General features: G+C 49.2%; 24 protein-coding genes. 17 read left to right on the top strand and 7 right to left on the bottom strand.

The features are described from left to right. Window positions 1-90 precede the first annotated feature (90 nt). The 4 genes from VNA68_02290 to VNA68_02275 are packed head-to-tail and all read left to right on the top strand — an operon-like array spanning window position 91 to window position 2,800. The gene (locus VNA68_02290) at window positions 91-1,005 is read left to right on the top strand and encodes a hypothetical protein (protein HVE80947.1); all 915 of its coding nucleotides are present in this window, start codon (window positions 91-93) and stop codon (window positions 1,003-1,005) included. Continuing rightward, a complete protein-coding gene (locus VNA68_02285) occupies window positions 1,005-1,262 on the top strand; it encodes a hypothetical protein (protein ID HVE80946.1) in 258 nt (85 codons plus the stop codon). Before VNA68_02290 ends, VNA68_02285 begins: the two co-directional genes overlap by 1 nt. After that, the gene (locus VNA68_02280; protein HVE80945.1) at window positions 1,263-2,417 is read left to right on the top strand and encodes a PAS domain-containing sensor histidine kinase; all 1,155 of its coding nucleotides are present in this window, start codon (window positions 1,263-1,265) and stop codon (window positions 2,415-2,417) included. An 11-nt stretch (window positions 2,418-2,428) separates the two neighbouring features. Next, window positions 2,429-2,800, top strand: coding sequence for a response regulator (locus tag VNA68_02275; GenBank protein HVE80944.1), 372 nt, complete (start codon window positions 2,429-2,431; stop codon window positions 2,798-2,800). Here VNA68_02275 and VNA68_02270 read toward each other — a convergent pair. Both VNA68_02270 and VNA68_02265 read right to left on the bottom strand, forming a co-directional pair. Then, complete coding sequence (locus VNA68_02270) at window positions 2,793-3,179, bottom strand: response regulator (GenBank protein HVE80943.1); 387 nt, start codon at window positions 3,177-3,179, stop codon at window positions 2,793-2,795. The genes VNA68_02275 and VNA68_02270 overlap by 8 nt on opposite strands. Before the next feature lie 20 nt (window positions 3,180-3,199). Continuing rightward, the gene (locus VNA68_02265; GenBank protein HVE80942.1) at window positions 3,200-5,365 is read right to left on the bottom strand and encodes an ATP-binding protein; all 2,166 of its coding nucleotides are present in this window, start codon (window positions 5,363-5,365) and stop codon (window positions 3,200-3,202) included. Window positions 5,366-5,468: 103 nt separating this feature from the next. Between VNA68_02265 and VNA68_02260 the strand changes: the two genes are divergently transcribed. The 3 genes from VNA68_02260 to VNA68_02250 are packed head-to-tail and all read left to right on the top strand — an operon-like array spanning window position 5,469 to window position 7,272. After that, window positions 5,469-6,032, top strand: a complete 564-nt coding sequence (locus tag VNA68_02260; protein ID HVE80941.1) for an MFS transporter — start codon at window positions 5,469-5,471, stop codon at window positions 6,030-6,032. Continuing rightward, entirely contained in the window at window positions 6,013-6,789 is a 777-nt protein-coding gene (gene trpC / locus VNA68_02255; GenBank protein ID HVE80940.1) for an indole-3-glycerol phosphate synthase TrpC, read from the top strand. Before VNA68_02260 ends, trpC begins: the two co-directional genes overlap by 20 nt. 42 nt (window positions 6,790-6,831) lie before the next feature. Beyond that, entirely contained in the window at window positions 6,832-7,272 is a 441-nt protein-coding gene (locus tag VNA68_02250; GenBank protein HVE80939.1) for a hypothetical protein, read from the top strand. Between the two features lie 3 nt (window positions 7,273-7,275). Here the strand turns inward: VNA68_02250 and VNA68_02245 are convergent, their stop codons facing one another. Next, a complete protein-coding gene (locus VNA68_02245; protein ID HVE80938.1) occupies window positions 7,276-9,234 on the bottom strand; it encodes a HAMP domain-containing sensor histidine kinase in 1,959 nt (652 codons plus the stop codon). A gap of 101 nt (window positions 9,235-9,335) precedes the next feature. Here VNA68_02245 and VNA68_02240 point away from each other — a divergent pair, with 101 nt between their 5' ends. The 3 genes from VNA68_02240 (at window position 9,336) to opgC (ending at window position 11,811) form a co-directional block, all read left to right on the top strand. Then, on the top strand, window positions 9,336-10,073 hold the full coding sequence (locus VNA68_02240) for a ZIP family metal transporter (GenBank protein HVE80937.1): 738 nt from the start codon (window positions 9,336-9,338) through the stop codon (window positions 10,071-10,073). Between the two features lie 125 nt (window positions 10,074-10,198). Continuing rightward, window positions 10,199-10,720 carry a hypothetical protein gene (locus tag VNA68_02235; protein HVE80936.1) on the top strand — a complete coding sequence of 174 codons (522 nt, stop codon included), beginning with the start codon at window positions 10,199-10,201 and terminating at the stop codon, window positions 10,718-10,720. Continuing rightward, the gene (gene opgC, locus VNA68_02230; protein HVE80935.1) at window positions 10,717-11,811 is read left to right on the top strand and encodes an OpgC domain-containing protein; all 1,095 of its coding nucleotides are present in this window, start codon (window positions 10,717-10,719) and stop codon (window positions 11,809-11,811) included. The genes VNA68_02235 and opgC overlap by 4 nt, the downstream gene beginning before the upstream one ends. 71 nt (window positions 11,812-11,882) lie before the next feature. Here the strand turns inward: opgC and VNA68_02225 are convergent, their stop codons facing one another. Beyond that, entirely contained in the window at window positions 11,883-12,344 is a 462-nt protein-coding gene (locus tag VNA68_02225) for a hypothetical protein (protein HVE80934.1), read from the bottom strand. Window positions 12,345-12,490: 146 nt separating this feature from the next. Between VNA68_02225 and VNA68_02220 the strand changes: the two genes are divergently transcribed. The 5 genes from VNA68_02220 (at window position 12,491) to VNA68_02200 (ending at window position 15,892) form a co-directional block, all read left to right on the top strand. Then, complete coding sequence (locus VNA68_02220; GenBank protein HVE80933.1) at window positions 12,491-12,691, top strand: hypothetical protein; 201 nt, start codon at window positions 12,491-12,493, stop codon at window positions 12,689-12,691. A gap of 90 nt (window positions 12,692-12,781) precedes the next feature. Then, complete coding sequence (locus VNA68_02215) at window positions 12,782-14,149, top strand: alpha/beta hydrolase (GenBank protein HVE80932.1); 1,368 nt, start codon at window positions 12,782-12,784, stop codon at window positions 14,147-14,149. Further along, window positions 14,146-14,679 carry a GNAT family N-acetyltransferase gene (locus VNA68_02210; GenBank protein HVE80931.1) on the top strand — a complete coding sequence of 178 codons (534 nt, stop codon included), beginning with the start codon at window positions 14,146-14,148 and terminating at the stop codon, window positions 14,677-14,679. The genes VNA68_02215 and VNA68_02210 overlap by 4 nt, the downstream gene beginning before the upstream one ends. Further along, window positions 14,676-15,323, top strand: coding sequence for a thioredoxin domain-containing protein (locus VNA68_02205; protein HVE80930.1), 648 nt, complete (start codon window positions 14,676-14,678; stop codon window positions 15,321-15,323). The genes VNA68_02210 and VNA68_02205 overlap by 4 nt, the downstream gene beginning before the upstream one ends. Then, a complete protein-coding gene (locus tag VNA68_02200) occupies window positions 15,320-15,892 on the top strand; it encodes a hypothetical protein (GenBank protein ID HVE80929.1) in 573 nt (190 codons plus the stop codon). Before VNA68_02205 ends, VNA68_02200 begins: the two co-directional genes overlap by 4 nt. 127 nt (window positions 15,893-16,019) lie before the next feature. Here the strand turns inward: VNA68_02200 and VNA68_02195 are convergent, their stop codons facing one another. The 3 genes from VNA68_02195 to VNA68_02185 all read right to left on the bottom strand — a co-directional run bounded on the left by VNA68_02195 (window position 16,020) and on the right by VNA68_02185 (window position 18,081). Then, window positions 16,020-17,126: a glycosyltransferase family 2 protein gene (locus VNA68_02195; GenBank protein ID HVE80928.1), complete on the bottom strand. Its 1,107-nt coding sequence runs from the start codon at window positions 17,124-17,126 to the stop codon at window positions 16,020-16,022. A 2-nt stretch (window positions 17,127-17,128) separates the two neighbouring features. Then, window positions 17,129-17,488 carry a hypothetical protein gene (locus tag VNA68_02190; GenBank protein ID HVE80927.1) on the bottom strand — a complete coding sequence of 120 codons (360 nt, stop codon included), beginning with the start codon at window positions 17,486-17,488 and terminating at the stop codon, window positions 17,129-17,131. 170 nt (window positions 17,489-17,658) lie between these two features. Beyond that, a complete protein-coding gene (locus VNA68_02185) occupies window positions 17,659-18,081 on the bottom strand; it encodes a hypothetical protein (GenBank protein HVE80926.1) in 423 nt (140 codons plus the stop codon). Window positions 18,082-18,268: 187 nt separating this feature from the next. Here VNA68_02185 and VNA68_02180 point away from each other — a divergent pair, with 187 nt between their 5' ends. Further along, the gene (locus tag VNA68_02180; protein ID HVE80925.1) at window positions 18,269-18,631 is read left to right on the top strand and encodes a YggT family protein; all 363 of its coding nucleotides are present in this window, start codon (window positions 18,269-18,271) and stop codon (window positions 18,629-18,631) included. Window positions 18,632-18,779: 148 nt separating this feature from the next. Further along, on the top strand, window positions 18,780-19,295 hold a 516-nt coding region (locus tag VNA68_02175), incomplete at its 3' end, for a hypothetical protein (GenBank protein HVE80924.1).

The following is a 19,295-nucleotide window of genomic DNA, read 5'->3' as shown; positions in this document are numbered from 1 at the left end:
ATACCATTTACTAAATTACCCCTTTTATAATGGTTTTATTGCAATAAGACCCACCTAAGCTATAATTAAGCATAAGAATAAAGGCAGATTATGACAAAAAAGTATATGGCCCTCTTGGCTCTCCTGGTTATCATTTACCTTGGTATTACCTTTAGTATTCCGCCCGATCCGGTCTCTCTAGCCAAATACAATTTGTCTGTTTTGCAGTCCCGCCTGCTTAGCCTGAGCATCGCCGTACCGGTAATAGGCATCTGGTTTGCGGCCTTTTACGGTTTTTCTAAATTTAAATCCTACGCTGAGCTAATCAAATCATCTCCCGACGGAAAGGCGTTCGTCCGATTATCTTCCGGTATTATGGTGCTGGCTATAGGCTTACCCGTTTCCTCCATACTATCCAGCACCCTAAACTACCTAGGCCGGCAGAACCATGACCTTCTGCCGCAAGTCGTAATTACCAATAACTATATTAGCCTGCTGATTGCCGCTGTCGGCTTTACCCTGATAGCCAAGGGCGCGGCCGATTTGGCAAAAGTTACCAAGAAGGCTCTACCCAGCCGATCCCTGGTAGCAATCGTCGTATTTCTGCTACTCGCGGCTGCATATATTTACGCTACTCTTACCAACCCGAACCGCACAGTGCCGGTCATAGCCAGCGGCCGGGCTACCTATTTCCTCCCGGATTGGCTAATTCTTACTACAATTATCACCCCCTACCTGTATGTTTGGTACAAGGGCCTTCAGGCAGCCTTCGACATCAACTTTTACCGTAAAAATATTCAGGGCATCCTGTATAAGAAAATGCTTGGCTACTTGGCCGCTGGCTTAACAGCGGTGGTGGTATCTTCTATATTCTTACAGTTCCTGGGGGCCGTCAGTGTAGCATTGCAGAAGTTAAGCCTGGCGCCGCTATTGATAATCATATACATACTGCTGATGGTAATAGCGGTCGGATATGTTTTAATAGCCTTAGGGGCCAAACAGCTAAAAAAGATTGAGGAGGTCTAATGGTAGCTACAGCGCCGAATAATTTATACTCGCAGGTCGTAGAAGTAACACAGAGCTATCTTGGCCCAGCCTCAGAGAGGTTTATTGCACGCCAGATAGAGACCCATCTAAATAAAAAACCCGAAGAGTTGACCCCAGAAGATCTGGCGAAGCTGGTAGATTGGGTCAAGATCGCGGTCGCGCTATTAACCGAAGATGGGAAAACAGTCGAAGCTTTCACCCAAAGCTTATTGGCGTTATCTAAAAAGACTGCCTAGGTGTACGATCTCGACAAGCTAATAAAAGAGCTTGAAGCCGGAGCCCGTGAGATAGAGCAGGAGCGGGCCAAGGCCGATGCGTTGTTTATCAGCATTGGCGATGGGGCAATAGCTACCGACGAGCAGGGCAGGATCAACCGGGCTAACGATATAGCCCTGAGCCTGCTGGGCTATAGGGCAGAGGAAATAATAGGTGCCTGGTACCCCAAGACCATACTGGCTGTGGATGAGGCCGGTAAGCCAATCAGCCAGATTGACAGGCCAATTACAAAAGCCTTCCTTGCTGGGCAGCCGGTGTCGCAAAGATGCTATTACAAGAAAAAAGACGGCACTATTCTGCCGGTAGCCGTTACGGTATCACCGGTGCTGTTGGAGAACAAACCGGTAGGGGCGATTGAAGTGTTTCGCGATATTGCCAAAGAGGTAGAGGTGGACAGAATGAAGAGCGAATTTATATCCCTTGCCTCCCACCAGCTGCGCACACCGCTATCGGCCATTATGATGTACTCTCATATGCTGGTGGATGGCTACGGTGGGCAGTTAAGCCCCGAGCAGCGGAAGTTTACCGACACCATCATAACGACTGTCAGCCGTATGACCCAGCTGGTGAATACACTTTTAAATATCTCGCGCATAGAATCGGGCCGGCTGCAGATTACCCCGGCCAAGGCCGACATACCACAGCTTTACCAAGAGATTATCCATGAGCTCACACCGAAGCTGCAAAAAAAGGGGCAGCAGCTAATATTTGAGCCAACCTCCTTACCGCAGATTGTTACCGATCCATTACTAGTTAAGGAGGTACTGGCCAATTTGCTTTCTAACGCTATTAAATATACTCCTGAGAAAGGGCAGATTAAGGTGACTGTTACGGCAGAAGGCGATAAAATAGTAACAGCCATCAGCGACAACGGTTATGGCATTCCGGCGGCCGAGCAAGGCCGGATGTTCAGCAAATTTTACCGCGGGGCGAACATCGTGCAAAAGGTCGAGGAGGGTACAGGACTGGGAATGTACCTAGTCAAATCAATCGTTGAGGCTCTTGCGGGAACGATTTGGTTTAAGAGCGTGGAAAACGAAGGCACTACCTTTTGGTTTGCTCTGCCGCTTACGGCAGAATTGACTGCCAAAGACGGCAAGGCCTTAGAAGATTAAAGGAGGGTTTAATGGCTAAAATATTAATAATAGAAGATGACGAAGTAATTCGGACGGCGTATACGACGATCTTTACCCATGCCGGCTATGAAGTATCAGAGGCGGAAGACGGGCAGCAAGGGCTGCTGAAAGCAGAAGAGGTGAAGCCCGATCTAATAATACTGGATATCCTTATGCCGAAAATGGACGGCAATGAGTTTTTACGCCGCTACGATGTGATAAACAAGCATCCAGAGGTGAAGGTGGTCGTTTTAAGTAACAGTACCACGGCCACCAGTATTGAAGAAACCAAAAAGCTGGGCGCAGGAAAATACCTGGTAAAGTCAGATTACACACCTCAAAAACTAGTGGACTTAGTAACCGCCGAGCTAGCTGCTAAGTAGCCTGCCCTGTTGATTGTTGCCCCAGAAGCTCTTTGATGGTCGCAACCATCTCTTTGGGGGTAAAGTTGGCTTTGGTCATATATTTGACTGCCCCTAGATCCATTGCCTGTCTAACATCCTCGGGTGAAACGATATTACTAAAGACAATAATCTTGGTTTCAGGGTGGTTTTTGGCTTCAAAAACCTTCAGGAATTCTAATCCGCCGAGGTTAGGCATTAGCATATCCAGTAATATTAGATCCGGCTTCTTTTCTTTGGCTACCCTCAATCCCTCCAGGCCGTCAGAAGCTACATCTACCTGGTAGCCCTCCATGCTCAAAACGGTATTGTAAGCACTCTGCAAAATCGAGTCATCTTCTACTATCAGTATTCGGGCCATGGTTTCTCCTTCCAAATATTTTAACCTTTATGCTTTGCCTCCTGCAACCCAATAGGCAGACTGATGGTGAAGACAGAACCTTTACCCACCTCTGATTTAACGGTGATTTCCCCATGGTGCATATCTATAATTGTTTTGGCTATGTAAAGGCCTAGGCCGGTTCCGCCGGCTTTAGTGCTTAGAGGGTTATCTAGGCGGCCAAAGCGCTGAAACAGACTAGACATATCCTTCTTTGGTATGCCGACTCCGGTGTCCGCCACGCTGATTTCAAAGTAATCGCCTTTAAGTCGTCCATCAATGTTGATTTGCCCACCATCGGGGGTGTATTTACTGGCATTCGAAACCAAATTCTCTATTACCATCCTGATTTTGTCGGGGTCAATATTTATTTCAGGCAGGTTTGTGGCCAAGCGCATTGTTACTTTTTGCCTGCGGCCGGCAATAGCCTGTTTCTGTTCTTCTACTATGTCTTGAATTAATTTACTGGTATTACAAGAGGCGAGCACCGGCTCGAACTTACCGGATTGGATTCTGGCCACACTTAGCATATCGTTAATGATTTTCAGCTGTCGCTCATTACTATCGTTCAGCTGCTTTAAAAACTCGAGCTGCTTAGGGGTGAGCTTACCGGCGTAACCATCTCGCAGCATATAACTGTAGGCCTTAACACCACTGGCGGGGGTTCTTAGCTGGTGGGCGGCGAGGTTTAGAAAATCATCTTTAGCCTGCTCGAGGCCTCGCTCAACCGTTATGTCTTTAATGACCACAATCGCACCCAGCGTTTTACCACCAGTATCTTTGATTGGCGCTGCCGAGTAAGCGATTGGCACTAAGAGCCCGCCCTTAGTTGCAAGTAGCAAATGAGCTTCGGTATTAACTGGCCGCCCCTTCAAGGCATTTTCGACGAACTCATAACTTGGCTGGCCCTCCTTTTCTGTTTGGAACATAAACACCTTATGATAATTTTCACCCATCACCTGCTTAGATTGATAGCCGGTTATGTCAGCAGCAGCTTGGTTGAAGAGTATGATCTTGCGGTTAGTATCAATAGCAAACACCCCGTCGCCAATACTAGCCAGAATAGCCTCGTCTTTAGCGCGCTCTTCTTCGGCCAGGGCCTTTTCTTTCTTCAAGTCTTCCAAGGCGCTTAGAACAGCCTTTTTGGTATCCTCCAGAGTAGCATTGAGCATTTCTAGCTGCTCAGCCCGGCGTAGGGCTTCCTGCTCGGCCTTAATGCGCTCGGTAATGTCTTGGCTGGTGCCGATGACGGAGAGGTTGCCGCGGGGATTGGTGGTGGCTCTGCCCTCGCTATGCACTACCCGTATTTGGCCGTCTGGACGCACTATTCGGTACTCCAGGCTGAAGGCTTTCTCTGCCGATTTTCTAATTGCGGCATCAACTCTTTCCACATCATCCGGGTGGACGAGATCCAGCAGAGACCTGATGCCGGGCCGGTATGTCTGGCGATCAACCCCGTAAATTTCATACAGCTCGTCTGACCAGTCTACCTCGGCGGTAACTACTTCCCACTCCCAGCTGCCGACCCGGGCAATCTTCTCAGCGTTTCTTAAGAATTCGGCTTGCTCTTCGGTGACGGCCTCATTTTCTTTCAGTAAGGCGGTCATAAAATCGGCAATGGCGGCAATTACAAGGAAGGTCGATGCAAAGAAGACCATCGAGCTGAAGGTATAAGGCATATTGCTGTGCAGCGCGGCATTATTGATAACGGGCGATTGAATCAGTCCGGTTATTTCGGCCAGCAATACGCCGTTATACAGCAGGGCGCTGATGATGGCTACGAGGTAAATAGCAAACCGTCCGAACAGCACACCCGTAATCAGTATGGGTATGGCAAACAGTATCGGACTGCGGCTTTCGACCCCGCCAAACTCGAATACCAAAAAGGTGATAAGCAGGGTGTCGGCAGCTAATTGGAAGATACTTAAGGCTTTCAGCCAGACGGCCCTCTGGTTCAGACGTTTTGTAAGTAGCCAGAAAAAGACGTTATAAATAGCTGCGATTAGACCGGAGGTAAAAACGTTAATAACATCTTGTGAAAGCCCCTGGCTGATATATCGCGCCAGAACGCTTGGTACGGCAATGGAGGCTACAAAGAACCAACGAATAGCAACATACCAGCGAACGCGTCTGGCTAGGCCGGCTTCATTGGGCTGCGTACTTGCCATTTTTTAAATATACCCCACCTCTTATCATATTAATTATATCTTAACCATAAGCACAATTGAATTTTAAGTTTTAGGATGAATGCAAGATTGTTATGATAGTGCTATGCCTAACTCAAGACTCAGAATGCTTTTAGCTGCCAATCTTATCAGCCTCGCCGGGTATTATTTCTTCGTGCCGCTATACGCGCTATTCGCCACTGAGGTGGGCGCAACACCGGCTGTAATCGGTTTGCTTTGGAGTTTTTATTCACTGGCCATGGCGGTATGGATACTAGCTATCGCCCGGTTTGCCAGCCGGTTCAACCAAGACAAGTTGGTAGTACTGGGCTTTGGCATGGCCGCTATTGGCTCAGCCAGCTTTTTTCTGGTGAGTGATGTCACCTCTCTAGCTCTAGCGCTACTAGTTAATTCACTTGTAGCCGGGGTGCTTTTGCCGGCCTATAAAACCGTTTACGCCAGGAACCAAGACAAGGGCCGCGAATCTCAGGAGTGGTCGCTGTATGATTCCAGTAGTATGTTGGCAATTGCGGCCGGTTCGGCAATAGGGGGGCTGATAATCGCTACCCATGGATTTACCGGTATATTCACACTTATGACTCTAGTTCAGGTGCTAGCGGTGCTGATCGCTTATTCCGAATTTAAGAAAAATGCTAAAGCAGCTAGCTAGTGCTTCAGCGCGCCAAGCCGAAGTACGGCGCAAAAAATTGCCCATAAGAGAGCTAGAAAGAAAGATACAAAATCGCAGTCGGGCTAAACTATCCTTTACCCAAGCTCTTGGGCAGCCGGGCCTGTCCCTAATTGCTGAGCATAAAAGGCGCTCGCCCAGCAAGGGTGATATTCGTCGCGGAAGCAATGCCGCCGAAATCGCAAAGATGTATACACGGGCTGGGGCGGCCGCCATTTCGGTTTTAACCGAAGAGGGGAGCTTCGGCGGATCGCTGCAAGATCTGGCAGACGTAAGAGATTCGGTGGATATTCCGATTCTGCGCAAAGACTTCATTACTAGCCAGTATCAGCTGTATGAGGCCGCTGCATATGGCGCCGATGCAGTCTTGCTGATAGCGGCCATACTCAGCACCAAGCAACTCAGGGAGATTTACGCGCAGGCTAGGGAGCTGGGTCTGGATTGCCTTATAGAGGTGCATAGCGAAGCCGAACTAAAGCGCGCGCTGGAGATTAACCCTAGGATTATTGGTATTAACAACCGGAACTTAAAAACCTTCAAGGTCGATATCCAAACGGCCAACCTACTGAGACCAATGGCGCCGCCGGGTACCTTGGTGGTCGCAGAAAGCGGATATTCGTGCGCCCAACAACTAACAGAGTTGAATATTGCAGGTTTTGACGCAGTGCTGATTGGTGAAGTATTGATGAGAGCTAAAGACCCCGAACTAAAGACAAGAGAACTGCTTGGTACACATTGAAAAGCCTTTTAAAAAGACTGCAGGGTTGGTAGTTTTAAGTAGATGTCAGTAAGTATCCAAGCCAAGATCGTGATCAGCTCCAAGCCAAAGGAGGTGTTTAAATATCTCCAGAATGCTGATTGCCATACTCTATGGAGCACCGTTATTACTCACGTTTCGGCTGTCGGGGAATTAAAAGTCAATCAGGTCTATGATTCTACCGGCTATCCACTTGGTAAAAAAATTAAATCGACTAATAGGGTAACAAAACTGCTTGCGGGCAAAGAATTTGAGGTAAAAAGTGAGGCCGGCCCATTGGCTTACACAGTAAATTATCAGGTTTCAGAGACCAAAAAGAATTGCACCAATTTAATCTGCAACTGTAAGATTGAGGCTAATGTCAAAATATTTAATATGGCGGAGCCGATTTTTAAGTATATGGCCTACAACCGCATCAAATCTGATTTAAACAATATCAAAATTTTAGCCGAAAATCCTAAATAAGAACTATTCAGCCAGCGGCAGTCTGAAGTAAAAGGCTGTACCTTTGCCTTCTTGCGACTCAAACCAGACTGCACCACCCATTGCTTCGATAAACTGCTTAGTGATATACAGACCAAGTCCGGTACCAGGAATATTACTGCGATTGCGCGATTGCACTCTAAAGAACTTTTGGAACATCTTGGCCTGCTGCTCCTTGGGTATACCTAGACCGGTGTCGGCTACCGAGGTGGTTAGATGTCCGTTTTGTACGGAATGCCTTATAATCACCTGGCCGCCAGTGCGGTTGTATTTAATGGCGTTAGAAATAAAATTCGTCAAAATAATCTGCAGTTTGGCTTCGTCGGCAAGTACTTTTTGGGGTGGTTTGCCTGGCTGGTAGGCGAAGCTGACCTTTCTGCCCTTAGCCGGTACGGACTGCATACTAATTATTTCATTTGTGAGTTTGCCGATATCTGTCGGTTTAATCTCAAACTGGATCTTGCCGCCTTCCAACCGGGCAATGTCTAGCATATCGGTTACTAGCTCCCGTAGTCGGGTAGTTCCCAGAAAGGCCTGGCCTATTAGCTCCCGGGCTTGCCTATCGACCTTGCCCATCCCATCCTCTAATACCATCGATAAGTTGCCGATAATGGACGTCATGGGGGCTTTGAGCTCATGAGTGGCAACACTAATAAACTCTTTGTTTTTTTCGTCTAGCGCTTTCTGGCCAGCCAGAATCTGGGCCGCCATATCATTCATAGTTTCGGCCAAGGCCTGCAGCTCATCCTTAGTCTTAAGGGTGATTTTGTGGTCCAGCTTACCGCTGGCAAATAGCAACGCGCCGGCTAATAGTTTTTTAATTGCTTCTGTGGCAGAGGCTACAAAGACTAATCCGACAAACAGTGAGACCAATAGCGAGATGACAATAGCCCCCAAAGCCAGATTTTGCGCAGTATTCAGCTCACCCAATACTAGCTGGGTTGGGGAAGCTGCCATGACCAGCCAAGGGCTGTCGTTGATCCTAGCAGACCGGGCAATCATTGGCTTTCCACCCTCATTAAATGAATACTCGGGGCTTGCAGCCTTGCTTTGTTTGGCGGCGCTTGCCAAGATTTTTGATCTATTTTTGCTATCAGCTAGCTTGGGGTAAACCACACTACCGCTTGATTCGGCAATATATACGGCATCTTCTTTATACGGCCGGGGGGCTGATTGCCAAGAGGGCTTTAAAAAACCGCTGTGGTCGGCGTCATAAGCCGCCAGCACGCTGCCGCTGTAGCCTTTAGCAGATACATTACCGCCAAGACCTACCAGCCGTTTATCCCCAGCCGTCTGAAGCGGTAACACACCGGAGCCAGATGATTTGTAGCGCTGGCTGATACTGGCCGTTTCGGCCACTGTGTTGCCCCCAGCTTTAATAACAATTTCAGTGGTTTCCGGGAAGAAAACTGTGTATGACCGCAGCCGGTCGCTGATTTTAGCCTTCTCATCACTAGTGAGCCCAGCAACCTGCTTTTGGTAGCCCTGGCTGATAGCCTGCCGGTAGTCAGCCAACACTGAGCTGGGCGAGCTGCTTCTTACTGTTAACCTGGCAAACTCAGCCAGAAAGGGGTCACAATCGGCTTGGCCGATAAAACTAATATTCACACTCACATTGCGGGTACAGCTGTCGCGCTGGGTGGCCAGCTTGCTTCTTCTACTGTCAAATTCGTTTTTTATCTCGAATACTTCTTCGGCCGTTTTGGTTAAAACCGTCTGGCGAATGGAGATTTCGCGGTCTACTTTGGCAGCCGTGGTTTGAGCCGATTTGGCTAGCTGATCTATAAGTGAGGCTCTAATTAAGCCAGAGAGCTGCCCGTAACCGAGATATCCAAGTACAATAAAAGGAATAACTGGCGGCAATACTACCGTTAAAAAGAATCTTCTGCTTAAGCCGCGCCTGGCATTTAGCCGGTTAGCAGCCTGTTCGTCAATTACACCCATAGCAGTATTATACTGCTTATGTTGGCTCAGGTTCAAAATCGTTTGATTTAGAATATAGTTATCTATAAAGTGGAACAGGTGATAAATATGGGAATACAAGTTTGATTGCAGTCTGGTTTGCTATTGTCGGGTTCTTGGCCGCTATGGCCGGGGGCTTATTCGCGCTTAAATACCGGCGCCACTTGCATCACGTATTAGGCCTAACGGCCGGGATTTTAATGGGAGTAGTCATCTTTGATCTGCTGCCTGAAATCTTTGAAATCGTACATGCCGGTGGTTATGATCCAACTATTCCTATGATAGGCATGATGGGCGGGTTTCTGGCTTTTCACATATTAGAGAAGATGACTCACATTCATACACATGTCCATGAGGAAGAGCGCAATGTGCGTTTGGGTCACCCGGCTGTCGGCCAGCTTTCAGCCGCCGCAATTGCCAGTCATACCTTTCTAGACGGAGTGGCGATTGGTCTGGCTTTTCAGGTGAATGCGGCTATTGGACTAGCTGTAGCGCTAGCGGTGGTGGCGCATAATTTTTCGGATGGCTTAAATACTGTCGGGCTGATGCTAGCACATAAGAACTCTCCCCGAAAATCGCTACAGTTGCTTCTAGTGGTGGCCTTAGCCGCTCCGCTGGGTGCTGCCTCTACTTTACTCTTTACACTGCCCGAGCCGGTACTTCTAGCTTATCTGGGCATTTCGGCCGGCTTCTTGCTCTATATAGGTGCCAGCGATGTGCTGCCTGAGGCTAGCACCAAGCATCCTTCGCGCCTTACTTTGGCCATGACCATGGTCGGCGCGGTATTTATTTTTACAGTTACTAAGATGGCAGGAATATGAGCGATAAAGCACAAAAAATAGCAATTATTATTATGGTTCTGCTATTTGTGGTGGCAACCCTCGCACCTTTTGCTTTTCTATAGGGCGGTTGTAATGTGTGAGCCTTCTTTTAAAATAGCTAAGGTATGAAAATCTCTAAGCGTAATATTTTAATTATTGCCGCCCTGGCTATGGCATTCGGAATTATCCAGATTGCAGCCGGCAAAAGCTATGTAAACCAGCAGGCCGCGAAAATAGTTGCAAAAGACGCTGCCGGCCAGGATGTAGGCGCCGATCTCGTAGCACTACAGCTCTACACCAATGCGCATATGCTTTCCGGTACCCAGATTTTTCTAAAAGACAGCTACAATCGTGCAGTGGAGGCAGCAAAGGCTACCGCCCAGCCCAGCTCCAGTAGCCAACTGTATGGCGAGGCGCAGCGGGCATGTGCGGTTCATAAAGATTCGATTGCCCAGGCAAAATGCGTGAGTGACTATATTAATTCTCGGGCGCGTCCTGGCGCTAACCCCCAACCGGCAGTGATGCCCGACCAGGCCGCTTACACTAAGGTACTTACTTCGCCAATCTGGACGCCGGATTTGGCCGGCCTTAGCATCCTAGCTGCTGTCGTGGTTTTAGCCATAGGAATTTATCGGGCTAGGGCTTGAAGACTTCTAAACTAATTCGCCGCCCCGCAATAGACCTTTTACGCGGGTTTTTTATATTCGTGATAATAGTCGATCATCTGCGCCGAGCACCGGCCGGTTATGAGGTGATAACTGGCAAGGGTGTTCTATGGGCTTCTGCAGCTGAAGGCTTCTTTATAATTTCGGGTATGATGGTCGGCTTGGTCCGGGGGAGGGATTGGGTTCATTATGGTGCCCGTTATGCCACGAGTAAACTCTGGCGCCGGGCCGGGAAGCTGTATGTACTGGCGGTAGCGCTAACTCTCGGGTTTACGGCACTTGCCAAACATTTGGGTTTTGGCAGCAATATTAAAGGCGGCGCGAATTTAAATGACGATTGGCCTTCACTGATCCTTAATGCCATTACCGGTCAGTATGTTTATGGCTGGACCGACTTTTTAATTTACTACGCGGCCTTTTTATTTGTTTCGCCGCTAATTCTGTGGGCCTTGCACAAGCGCTTGTGGCAATTGGTACTGGTCGCGTCGGCATCTGTCTGGCTGCTGCGCGGAGATCATTTCGGCCTCGCCTGGCAGCTGCTTTTTGTAATCGGAATCATAGCCGGCTACCACTTGCCGCGATTAGAAGCCAAGTGGCGCTCTCTTGCCCCACGCCTAAAGCGGAATGCCTGGATGTTCTTAGGCAGCTTCATGGCTATAACGGTGGCTCTGGGCGTATTCTTCATCCATTTTCACGGGGCAGAGCAGTGGTATAGGGATAATCTAGAATCTTATTTTGTGCGGCAGACGATGGAGCCGGCTAGGATTATAGTAGCCCTATTATGGTTTAGCCTGCTCTACGGTTTATTTAGCAAATACCAGGCAGCTATTAGCCGGCTGGCAGGAGGCTTCCTCACTGTGCTGGGGCGCAACTCTCTGCTGGCTTATACGCTGCAAGGCATCGTAATTTTCCTGCTAGATATTCTGCTAGGTGCGTGGGTGTCAGATAATATCGCAGTTAACTTTGCCATAGTTACGGCCGTGCTGTGGCTTATCTGGTGGCTAGTAATCTTCCTTTCCCAATCCCCAAACCGACACTCAAGCCTGCCTGCCGGCAGGGTAAAACTTAAATAATCTCTTCCTTGGGGAAGAAGGGTGGAATTAAAAAATCCCCCCGAAAGGGGACTTTTTAATAAACTTTTATTTTACTTTTTACCCGACTGGTTCTCTTTAATCGCTGTTACAACCTTACCGTCGTCTTTTAGGTTTTCCCAGAACAGCACTTGATCGCGTGAGATATACATAACATCTTCTGGTCCGTGAAGTTCACCGCCTAGCTTGGCCAAGGAAACTTGAGGCTGTTTATCGTCACCTTCCTTTTTCTGCTCACCAGGCTGCACTGACTGCTGTACCTGCAGGTAGTAAATATCGTTCAGCCTCACGTAGCTGCTGTCGACTGATTTTAATTTTCCAAAGTAGACCTGTCCGTTGGTCAGGAAGAGCGCTTGGTATTGCTTGCTCTTAATAGCCTTGCTGGTGTTAGACGTGCTTAAGATGCGCATTCCTAAATAAATAGTTGCTACAACCGAAACCACTATCAGCAGTACGACCAGAGCTGTGTTAAGGGTTGAATTCTTAGACTGTCTGCCTGGGGCTATTTGATGCATGTATACTCTCCGCTACTTATTACCATTAGCGTTATTGTAGCGAAGGGAAGGGTAGCGCGCAAGCCTCACCTGATGACTTAAGGGTTGACATACCTGTAAGGCTTAGCTTACTCTGGGATAAGATTAATTAAAGGAGTCGATTACACATGGCTTACTCACATACAAACTCGAAAGGTCAGGAATATTTCCTGCACGGCAAAGACGTAACACTTAAAGGCGGACGCGTTCAGCGCATTTACTTCTTCGCCCGCGACGTACGCGATAACGACGCCGTAGACGCTTTGCCAGCTGGCTACATTGTGCAGGAAAACCCTCGCACCGGCCTACCGATTCTAAAGAAGGGCTAATAAGCCTACTAAGCAGAGCCGCTCCACTTGGAGCGGTTTTTGTTATGTAAATAATTTGAACAAAACCATAAGCAATTGTATGGTTAATCTATGGATAATCAGGAGACTTTTCATTTACAAGAGATGAAGAAGTCTAAAGCAAGACGAAAATATTCAATATCCCTTTTTGTGCTGGTACTGCTACTGGTGATTATTGCTGTTCTGCGTTGGGGTGGGCAGACAAGTGAGGATAGCGGCCTGCCTTTATTCGAGTTAAAAAAGCCTAAGCCGGTAGGCGGGGAGATAGTAGAGCTTAAACATACCGGTACACTGAATGCAGCTGCTATTAATACCGAGGCCGCCGTGGTATATGGCCCCACTGGAGTGCAGACGGCTAAAACCGCGATTGAAAAGTACGAAGTCACTTATACCAGCCAAGATCCTCGTAACGGCAAAGAGGTGAATATTAAAGGCCGCTTCTATATACCGCAGCAGCCTTACTTTGGCAACGCGATTGTATTTGGCCCAGGCACAACCGGCCCTGGAGCCGAATGCGCTCCAACGCTCGAGCGGGCCAGGGGTAAAAACTGGAGCCGGTACGACAATCATTTATCTTTTTATGCCGGCCAGGGTTATGCTGTTGCTACAACCGATTACGACAATCGTTTGCCAGGCGGAATTCAAGCCTACTTTGTAGGTGAATTTGAGGGGCGGATTATGCTAGACACCGCTCGGGCAATGCAGAAGCTGAAAGACGAAAGAATCCCTGGGTACATTCACCCCAAAGGTTTCGTAATGGCCGGTTATTCCCAGGGAGGCCATGCCGCTCTGTGGGCCGACCAAATCAGGCGTGATTACGCTGAGGAGATTGATATTAATGCCATTGCCGGGTTTGTACCGGCCGCAGATGTAGGCAAGCTGGTTAAAGACGCCGTTAGCGGTGCCACGGCTACTTGGCTGCCGCCCTACCTACTGGCTGCCTATCGTGATTATTACGAACTGCCCACGCTGCCCTTGGATATGCTCCAGGAACCTCACGCCCAAACCTTAGAGACTGACGCTAGAAGCCTGTGTATTGACCAGGTAGAGATTATGGCCGGCCGTTTTGGCAATAAATCCACGGTCGATAAGGTCTACCAGCCGGAATTCCTTAAGGCGGCCAGGGGCGATACGCTTGAGCTGCTGGTACCTGAGTTTGAGCGGCTGATGAGAAAAAACCTGGCCGGCGACTACAGCTCCAAAACACCGGTGCTGACAATTAGCGGCGAACGAGACACCGTAGTACTGCCGAATTCACAGCTACAACTCACCCAAAGACTCTGCCGCAACAATAGTTCTCGCAGTGTGCAGCTGTTTGTAAGCCCTGCGGCCACGCATTATACCGCTATGGCTGCAGGTAGAAATAAAGTTCTCGAGTGGCTTAAGCAGATAGAAAGCCCGCTTGCCCCTGCCACTGACTGCTCGAGGTATCGCCAGTGATCCGGCCGGCCAAAGTACGCGATTTAACAGCAGTCAGTAAACTGGCCGCCCAGTCAATCGAAAACGATTACGGCTTTTATCCACCGCACGTAAAACAGCAGCTGAAAGCCCGCAACTCCAAGCGCTCTCTACTCACCACAATCATTAGGCGCCAGCGCCTGATTTTAGTAGCTGAAGATAACGGACGGATAGTGGGCTACATTATCGCTAATCCTAATAATGATAGCGTAGCCTTGGTTTACTCGATATATGTAGACGGTGCCGCGCGTAAGAAGGGTATTGGCCGCGCTCTTTTGAATGAGTTCGAAAAACAGTACGTAAAGCCGCCTGTAAGTAAAATTATGGTTTGGACAGAAATCGCGCCCGATTACTATCGCCGTTTAGGCTGGAGCGAAGAGGCCGGGCTTAAAAATCATTGGTGGGGGCAGGATTGGGTGATTTTTGTAAAGCCAGTCAACAATAAAAATTCGATCTCTAGCATAAACAAGCGCATAAAAGAGACCGAGTCTGTCAGCGGCGACGCCGAGTGAGCAAGCGGACTGTCATATTCATTTTCACAGCAGCTTCTCTGGCCATAGGAGGGGCTTACTTATGGATAGGTTCAAGCAAAGACAAGAACACTCAGACCACGCCAGCGCCGACTACCCAACAACCGCAGACCAAGAAGACCGAATCTGCTCCCGAGCTTATCATTGGTAATCCGAATGCCAAGGTGACAATCCTGGAATACAGCGATCCGCAATGCCCGATTTGCCTGCGCTTTTTTGAGACTACCGAACCACAGCTAAAGAGGGAGTATCTTGATACCGGCAAGGCTAAACTGCAGCTGAAGGTAGAAACGCACATTGGCGCGAACTCAAAACTGGCCGGCCAGGCTTGGTACTGCGCGGCTGAGCAAAATCAGTTTGCGGCTTATCACGATGAAACCTTTCGCCGACAGCGATCCGGGATTAACGAGACGAGCTTAAAGCAGATTGCCGGACAAATCGGACTGAATCAGAATACTTTTGATCAGTGTTTAGAAAGCGGTAAGTATGCCGCTCAAGTTGAAGCCGATAACACCGAGGCCCAGAGCCGAATTAGCGGCACACCGACCTTTTTCATAGGTACGCAGAAAGTCGTAGGCGCCCAGCCATTCTCAGTTTTTAAAACGATTATTGATTCGCAGTTATGAGCTTGTTACTTCTAAAAATAAAAGTTAGCGCGAGGGCGGTGCTGACAATTTTAGCCAGCCGGTACGGCCTCGCGGCACTGGTTATGGCCGTTATAGCGCTAGGGGTGCTTTTGTGGGTGTTCAACCTCAACCTGCTGGCCTACATTTTTGCCAGCCCCAATCTATCGTTTATTGAAAAAGTTCAGTTCGTCTTAAACGGCTACGGCTCAGTGTTTACTAATTTCGATTCACTGGGCGCAGCTACAATATTGGCATTTTCGGTTCTTTTCGGAGTTAACGCAGCGGTTCTATGGTATGTGCTTGTAGGTGTGGGCAGAGAAGCAGCCAGGGAGGGAGGTAAAAGCGGCCTGTCTTTGGCAGCGGCTATTATTGGCGCCGGCTGCGCAGTGTGCGGCACCGGTTTTCTGGGGCCGCTACTGGCCGCGGTGGGTGCCGGCACCTCGGTGGGGTTAATTAGAACCATCGGCATCGCGGCTAACATTCTGGCAATCGCCCTATCGGTGTACTCCATCTACGGCCTAGGGAAGCGAGCCTCTGCTCTTCAGGCCAAAGTCAGGAGCGCCAAGTGAAAAAACGGATAGTTATTTTAATATCGGTTTTAGCGGCCCTTTTAGCCACTCTTGTATATCTTTCGCTAAATAAGGACAATGATGACCAAGAAAGTTAAAGCCCCCTCCTTAAAGGAGAGGGCTTAGTTTAGGCAGTTTTGGGCTGCCATCTCTGCCGGCGGAGCCGGATCTTAAAACGGGCTGGCCGGCCTGTCTGCCGCCGCACTTGGAAGAAATAGAACATTCCCAGTACGGGGAAGAAAAGGGTTTGGCACAGAGCATAGGGAGGGAAAAGCGCCATCCATCTACTGCGTACAGGCCAGTTGGCAAGCAGGGTGATAAAAATGTACAAAAACATAATTATCGGTAGCAGCCAGTAGTGAGCCAGCCCTTCCCACCATTTAGTGGCCAACAGCAGGTAGATCAGTACCAGCCTGTAGGCCATATCTACCGGGTAGTGCAGTAGGTGTTCCATATTGATGATGGAGTGCCTGAAGTGCCCTGCCCACCATCCGCGCCGCTGCTTAGCCAAGGCCCTGAAGGTTTCCGGCACATCGGTATACACCGGCATATCAATGTGCCCGACCTTCATCCGGAAGTGCTTGGCCACCATGCCGACTTCGATATCTTCACCAAAGAACCATTGTGAATGATGGTTCATTATGTGGCGAAGCGCTTCGGTGCGCCCTAGTATACAAGCACCAGAAGTGAACCAAGGCCGAAGCCTTCTGCCCTGCATGGCCACATCGTATTCCACGCCCTGCATCTTCTCGGCCAGGGTTTTACGGCGGCTGGGCAGAACCCGCACACTGCACAGGTCTTTGCCGGAATCCTCCATAGCGCCGACAGCCAGAGCCAAATCGTCTTTGGTGTAGCTATCGCCATCCATGCGGAGGGCATAGGTTGTCTGCACGGCGCCTAGGCCGGCTTTCAGCATATCGGCCGGCGAGATCTTTCCGGCAAAGGCCGTATGGTGTACTCGCCAGTCCTGACCCTCCAGCTCGCTTGCGAACTGCTGCAGTTCTGGAGTCGTCGTGTTGAGGACGATGACGGTATTTGCTTTATACCGCTCCAGATACCACAAGTTGGCTAGATATTTGGAGTGTCCGAATATCGGCACCAGAATGGTGAAATCGCTTGACGGATTTGCACCAATTGGCAGCTTTCGCTTCAGGTAAATAGCGAGGTTCTGCATATCGAACAGAACCAGGAAAACAAAGAAAGCTAGTGGCAGCCAACTATTTAGACTGCCCACCTTTAGTCAGCAGTTACGTGGCGGACAACCGAGCCGATCACTACATTGCCCAGTGGGCCACGCACTACGTGGTGTACCCATACTTTGCTGCCGCGCCGGACGATATCGTGCTCTACGGTGTAGGACTTGCCAGCCGGGTAGACTACGTGCCGCACCGGCTTACCGCCGATGGATTCGACGCCTACTACCAGCTTGCCGCCTACACGGGTAAAGTCATGCACCGTCTTGACGTGGTGCGCCCTTACCTTGGGGGTTACCGACTTCTTCTGAACCGGCTTTGCCGGGTCGCTAACTACCCCTGCGCCGAGGCAGGCAGCAACCACACTGCCAACGACACACCCTGTCTGTGCACTCATTGCCATCTTTAACGCCTCCCGACGTTTATGGGTTAAGTTTCAATGAACTAAAAAATTCTGGATTCTCCAGAACTCGTACTGCTTATGCTACAGCATAAGCGTTTTACTGTCAAAATAATTCTGCATAATTTCAAGTATGAAAAAGGCGGCACCACTTAATGTGGTACCGCCTGTAGCTAGCTGGCTGGTTTGCCGTCAGCCACTCTGAGTATTACACGATCAACTGCTGCGCCGTTGCAGCCACCTTTGTCTTTAGGCGCTTGTTTCTGAACATCGGCTTTTGCCTTATCAAAGTCGGAGAGGTAGGCCTCTAAGACCTTTTTGCAGCGCGCGTAAGTTTGCTCCAGGTTGCGCATTTTAGCAGCCTTCTTAACCTGAATAGGTTCTGGCAGCTGACTGAAGTGCGGGTGCATTCGGTCGTAGCGAATGAAAGACTGCCTGGCCCGCGCCACTTTATTTGTCAGCACCTGAACTTTTCGAAACTTGGTCTTGAGTTCTTGGACATTGGGCGTGGTTAGCTTGTCGTAGGCAATCACCCCGCCGCTGGCAGCTGCCATCAGCGCCCCCAAGGCTAGAATTGCAATCAAGAAGCGCTTCATTTTGCCCCTTTGAGTTTTTGGTTTTACAGAACAGCTATTAGCTCACATCCTAGCAGAGTTATGATAATGACATAAAGCGAGTGTTTGGTCAAGCCAAGTTAGATATTTAGCATTTTGCACAAAGAAAAATCCCTGACACAAGCCAATAATAGGCATATAATAAGCTTAATTAATTTTGGAGGATGTCATGGCAGAAAGAGAGATTATTACCGAGAGGAAGAGCAGTTCTAACGGTTCAGATTATTACACTGCGCAGAACCTTATTTACTTCCTGTTCGGCTTACTCATAGCACTATTAACTTTCCGATTCATATTTCGGCTATTGGGGGCTAATCCAGGTAGCGGTTTTGTAGACTTCGTTTACAGCCTAACTAATCCGTTTGTAGCTCCGTTTTACGGCATATTCGGAGGCGATTTGGTAACAGAGGGGGCCGTAACCACCGCCGTACTAGATTCAGCTACCTTGGTGGCAATAGCGGTTTACGCGCTGATCGGCTGGGGAGTTGGCCGTCTGGTAGCGGCTGCCTCAGGTCGCCCAACTGTGGAATAACGCCAGTAGTACAAACCTGTTGCCAGTCATTAACATAAGCGGTATAATTACTACACATCACGCTTATGCTTTTTCAGGCTCTAAATAAGGGCTGTTATTGGCATAAGTAGGGTGGAGTAAATAAAAACTAAAGAGGAGCTATATACGGTTGGATCATAACCTCAAAGGCCTACCGGCCCATCAAGGTTACAGAAGGCTTGCGCCAAACCAACCCAACACCCCGCCCCCAACGGGTCTATTTGCGTTACTCAAGAATCAAACTGGGATACTCTCCCTCTCCTTTAACCAACTACTTATTATATTCTTTACCACGGCTACAGTCGGAGTTGGAGTAGGGTTACTAGCTGATCAATTTGTGGCATACCCCGGTGAGAGAGGGCCGAAAGGGGAGCAAGGAGCACAAGGCTCCATTGGTCACATTGGCCCAAGCGGCGCAGCCGGCTTGCAAGGCGCGCCAGGCTTACAAGGTTCAGATGGCCCTCAGGGAGCTCAAGGCCTACAAGGCTCAACCGGTGCCCAAGGTATCCAGGGAGCCACTGGCGCAACCGGAGCAACCGGAGCCACTGGTGCCCAGGGCCCCGAAGGCCCCTCCGGCTCCGTCTCTGACTCCCAGCTCTCAAGCAATGTAGCGCTACTTAACCGCAATTCGCAGACCTTTACCGGT

Source organism: Candidatus Dormiibacterota bacterium (assembly GCA_035536395.1).
In the GTDB taxonomy this organism is placed as follows: domain Bacteria; phylum Patescibacteriota; class Saccharimonadia; order UBA4664; family DATLOE01; genus DATLOE01.
This window is presented reverse-complemented; position numbering and strand designations above follow the sequence as displayed.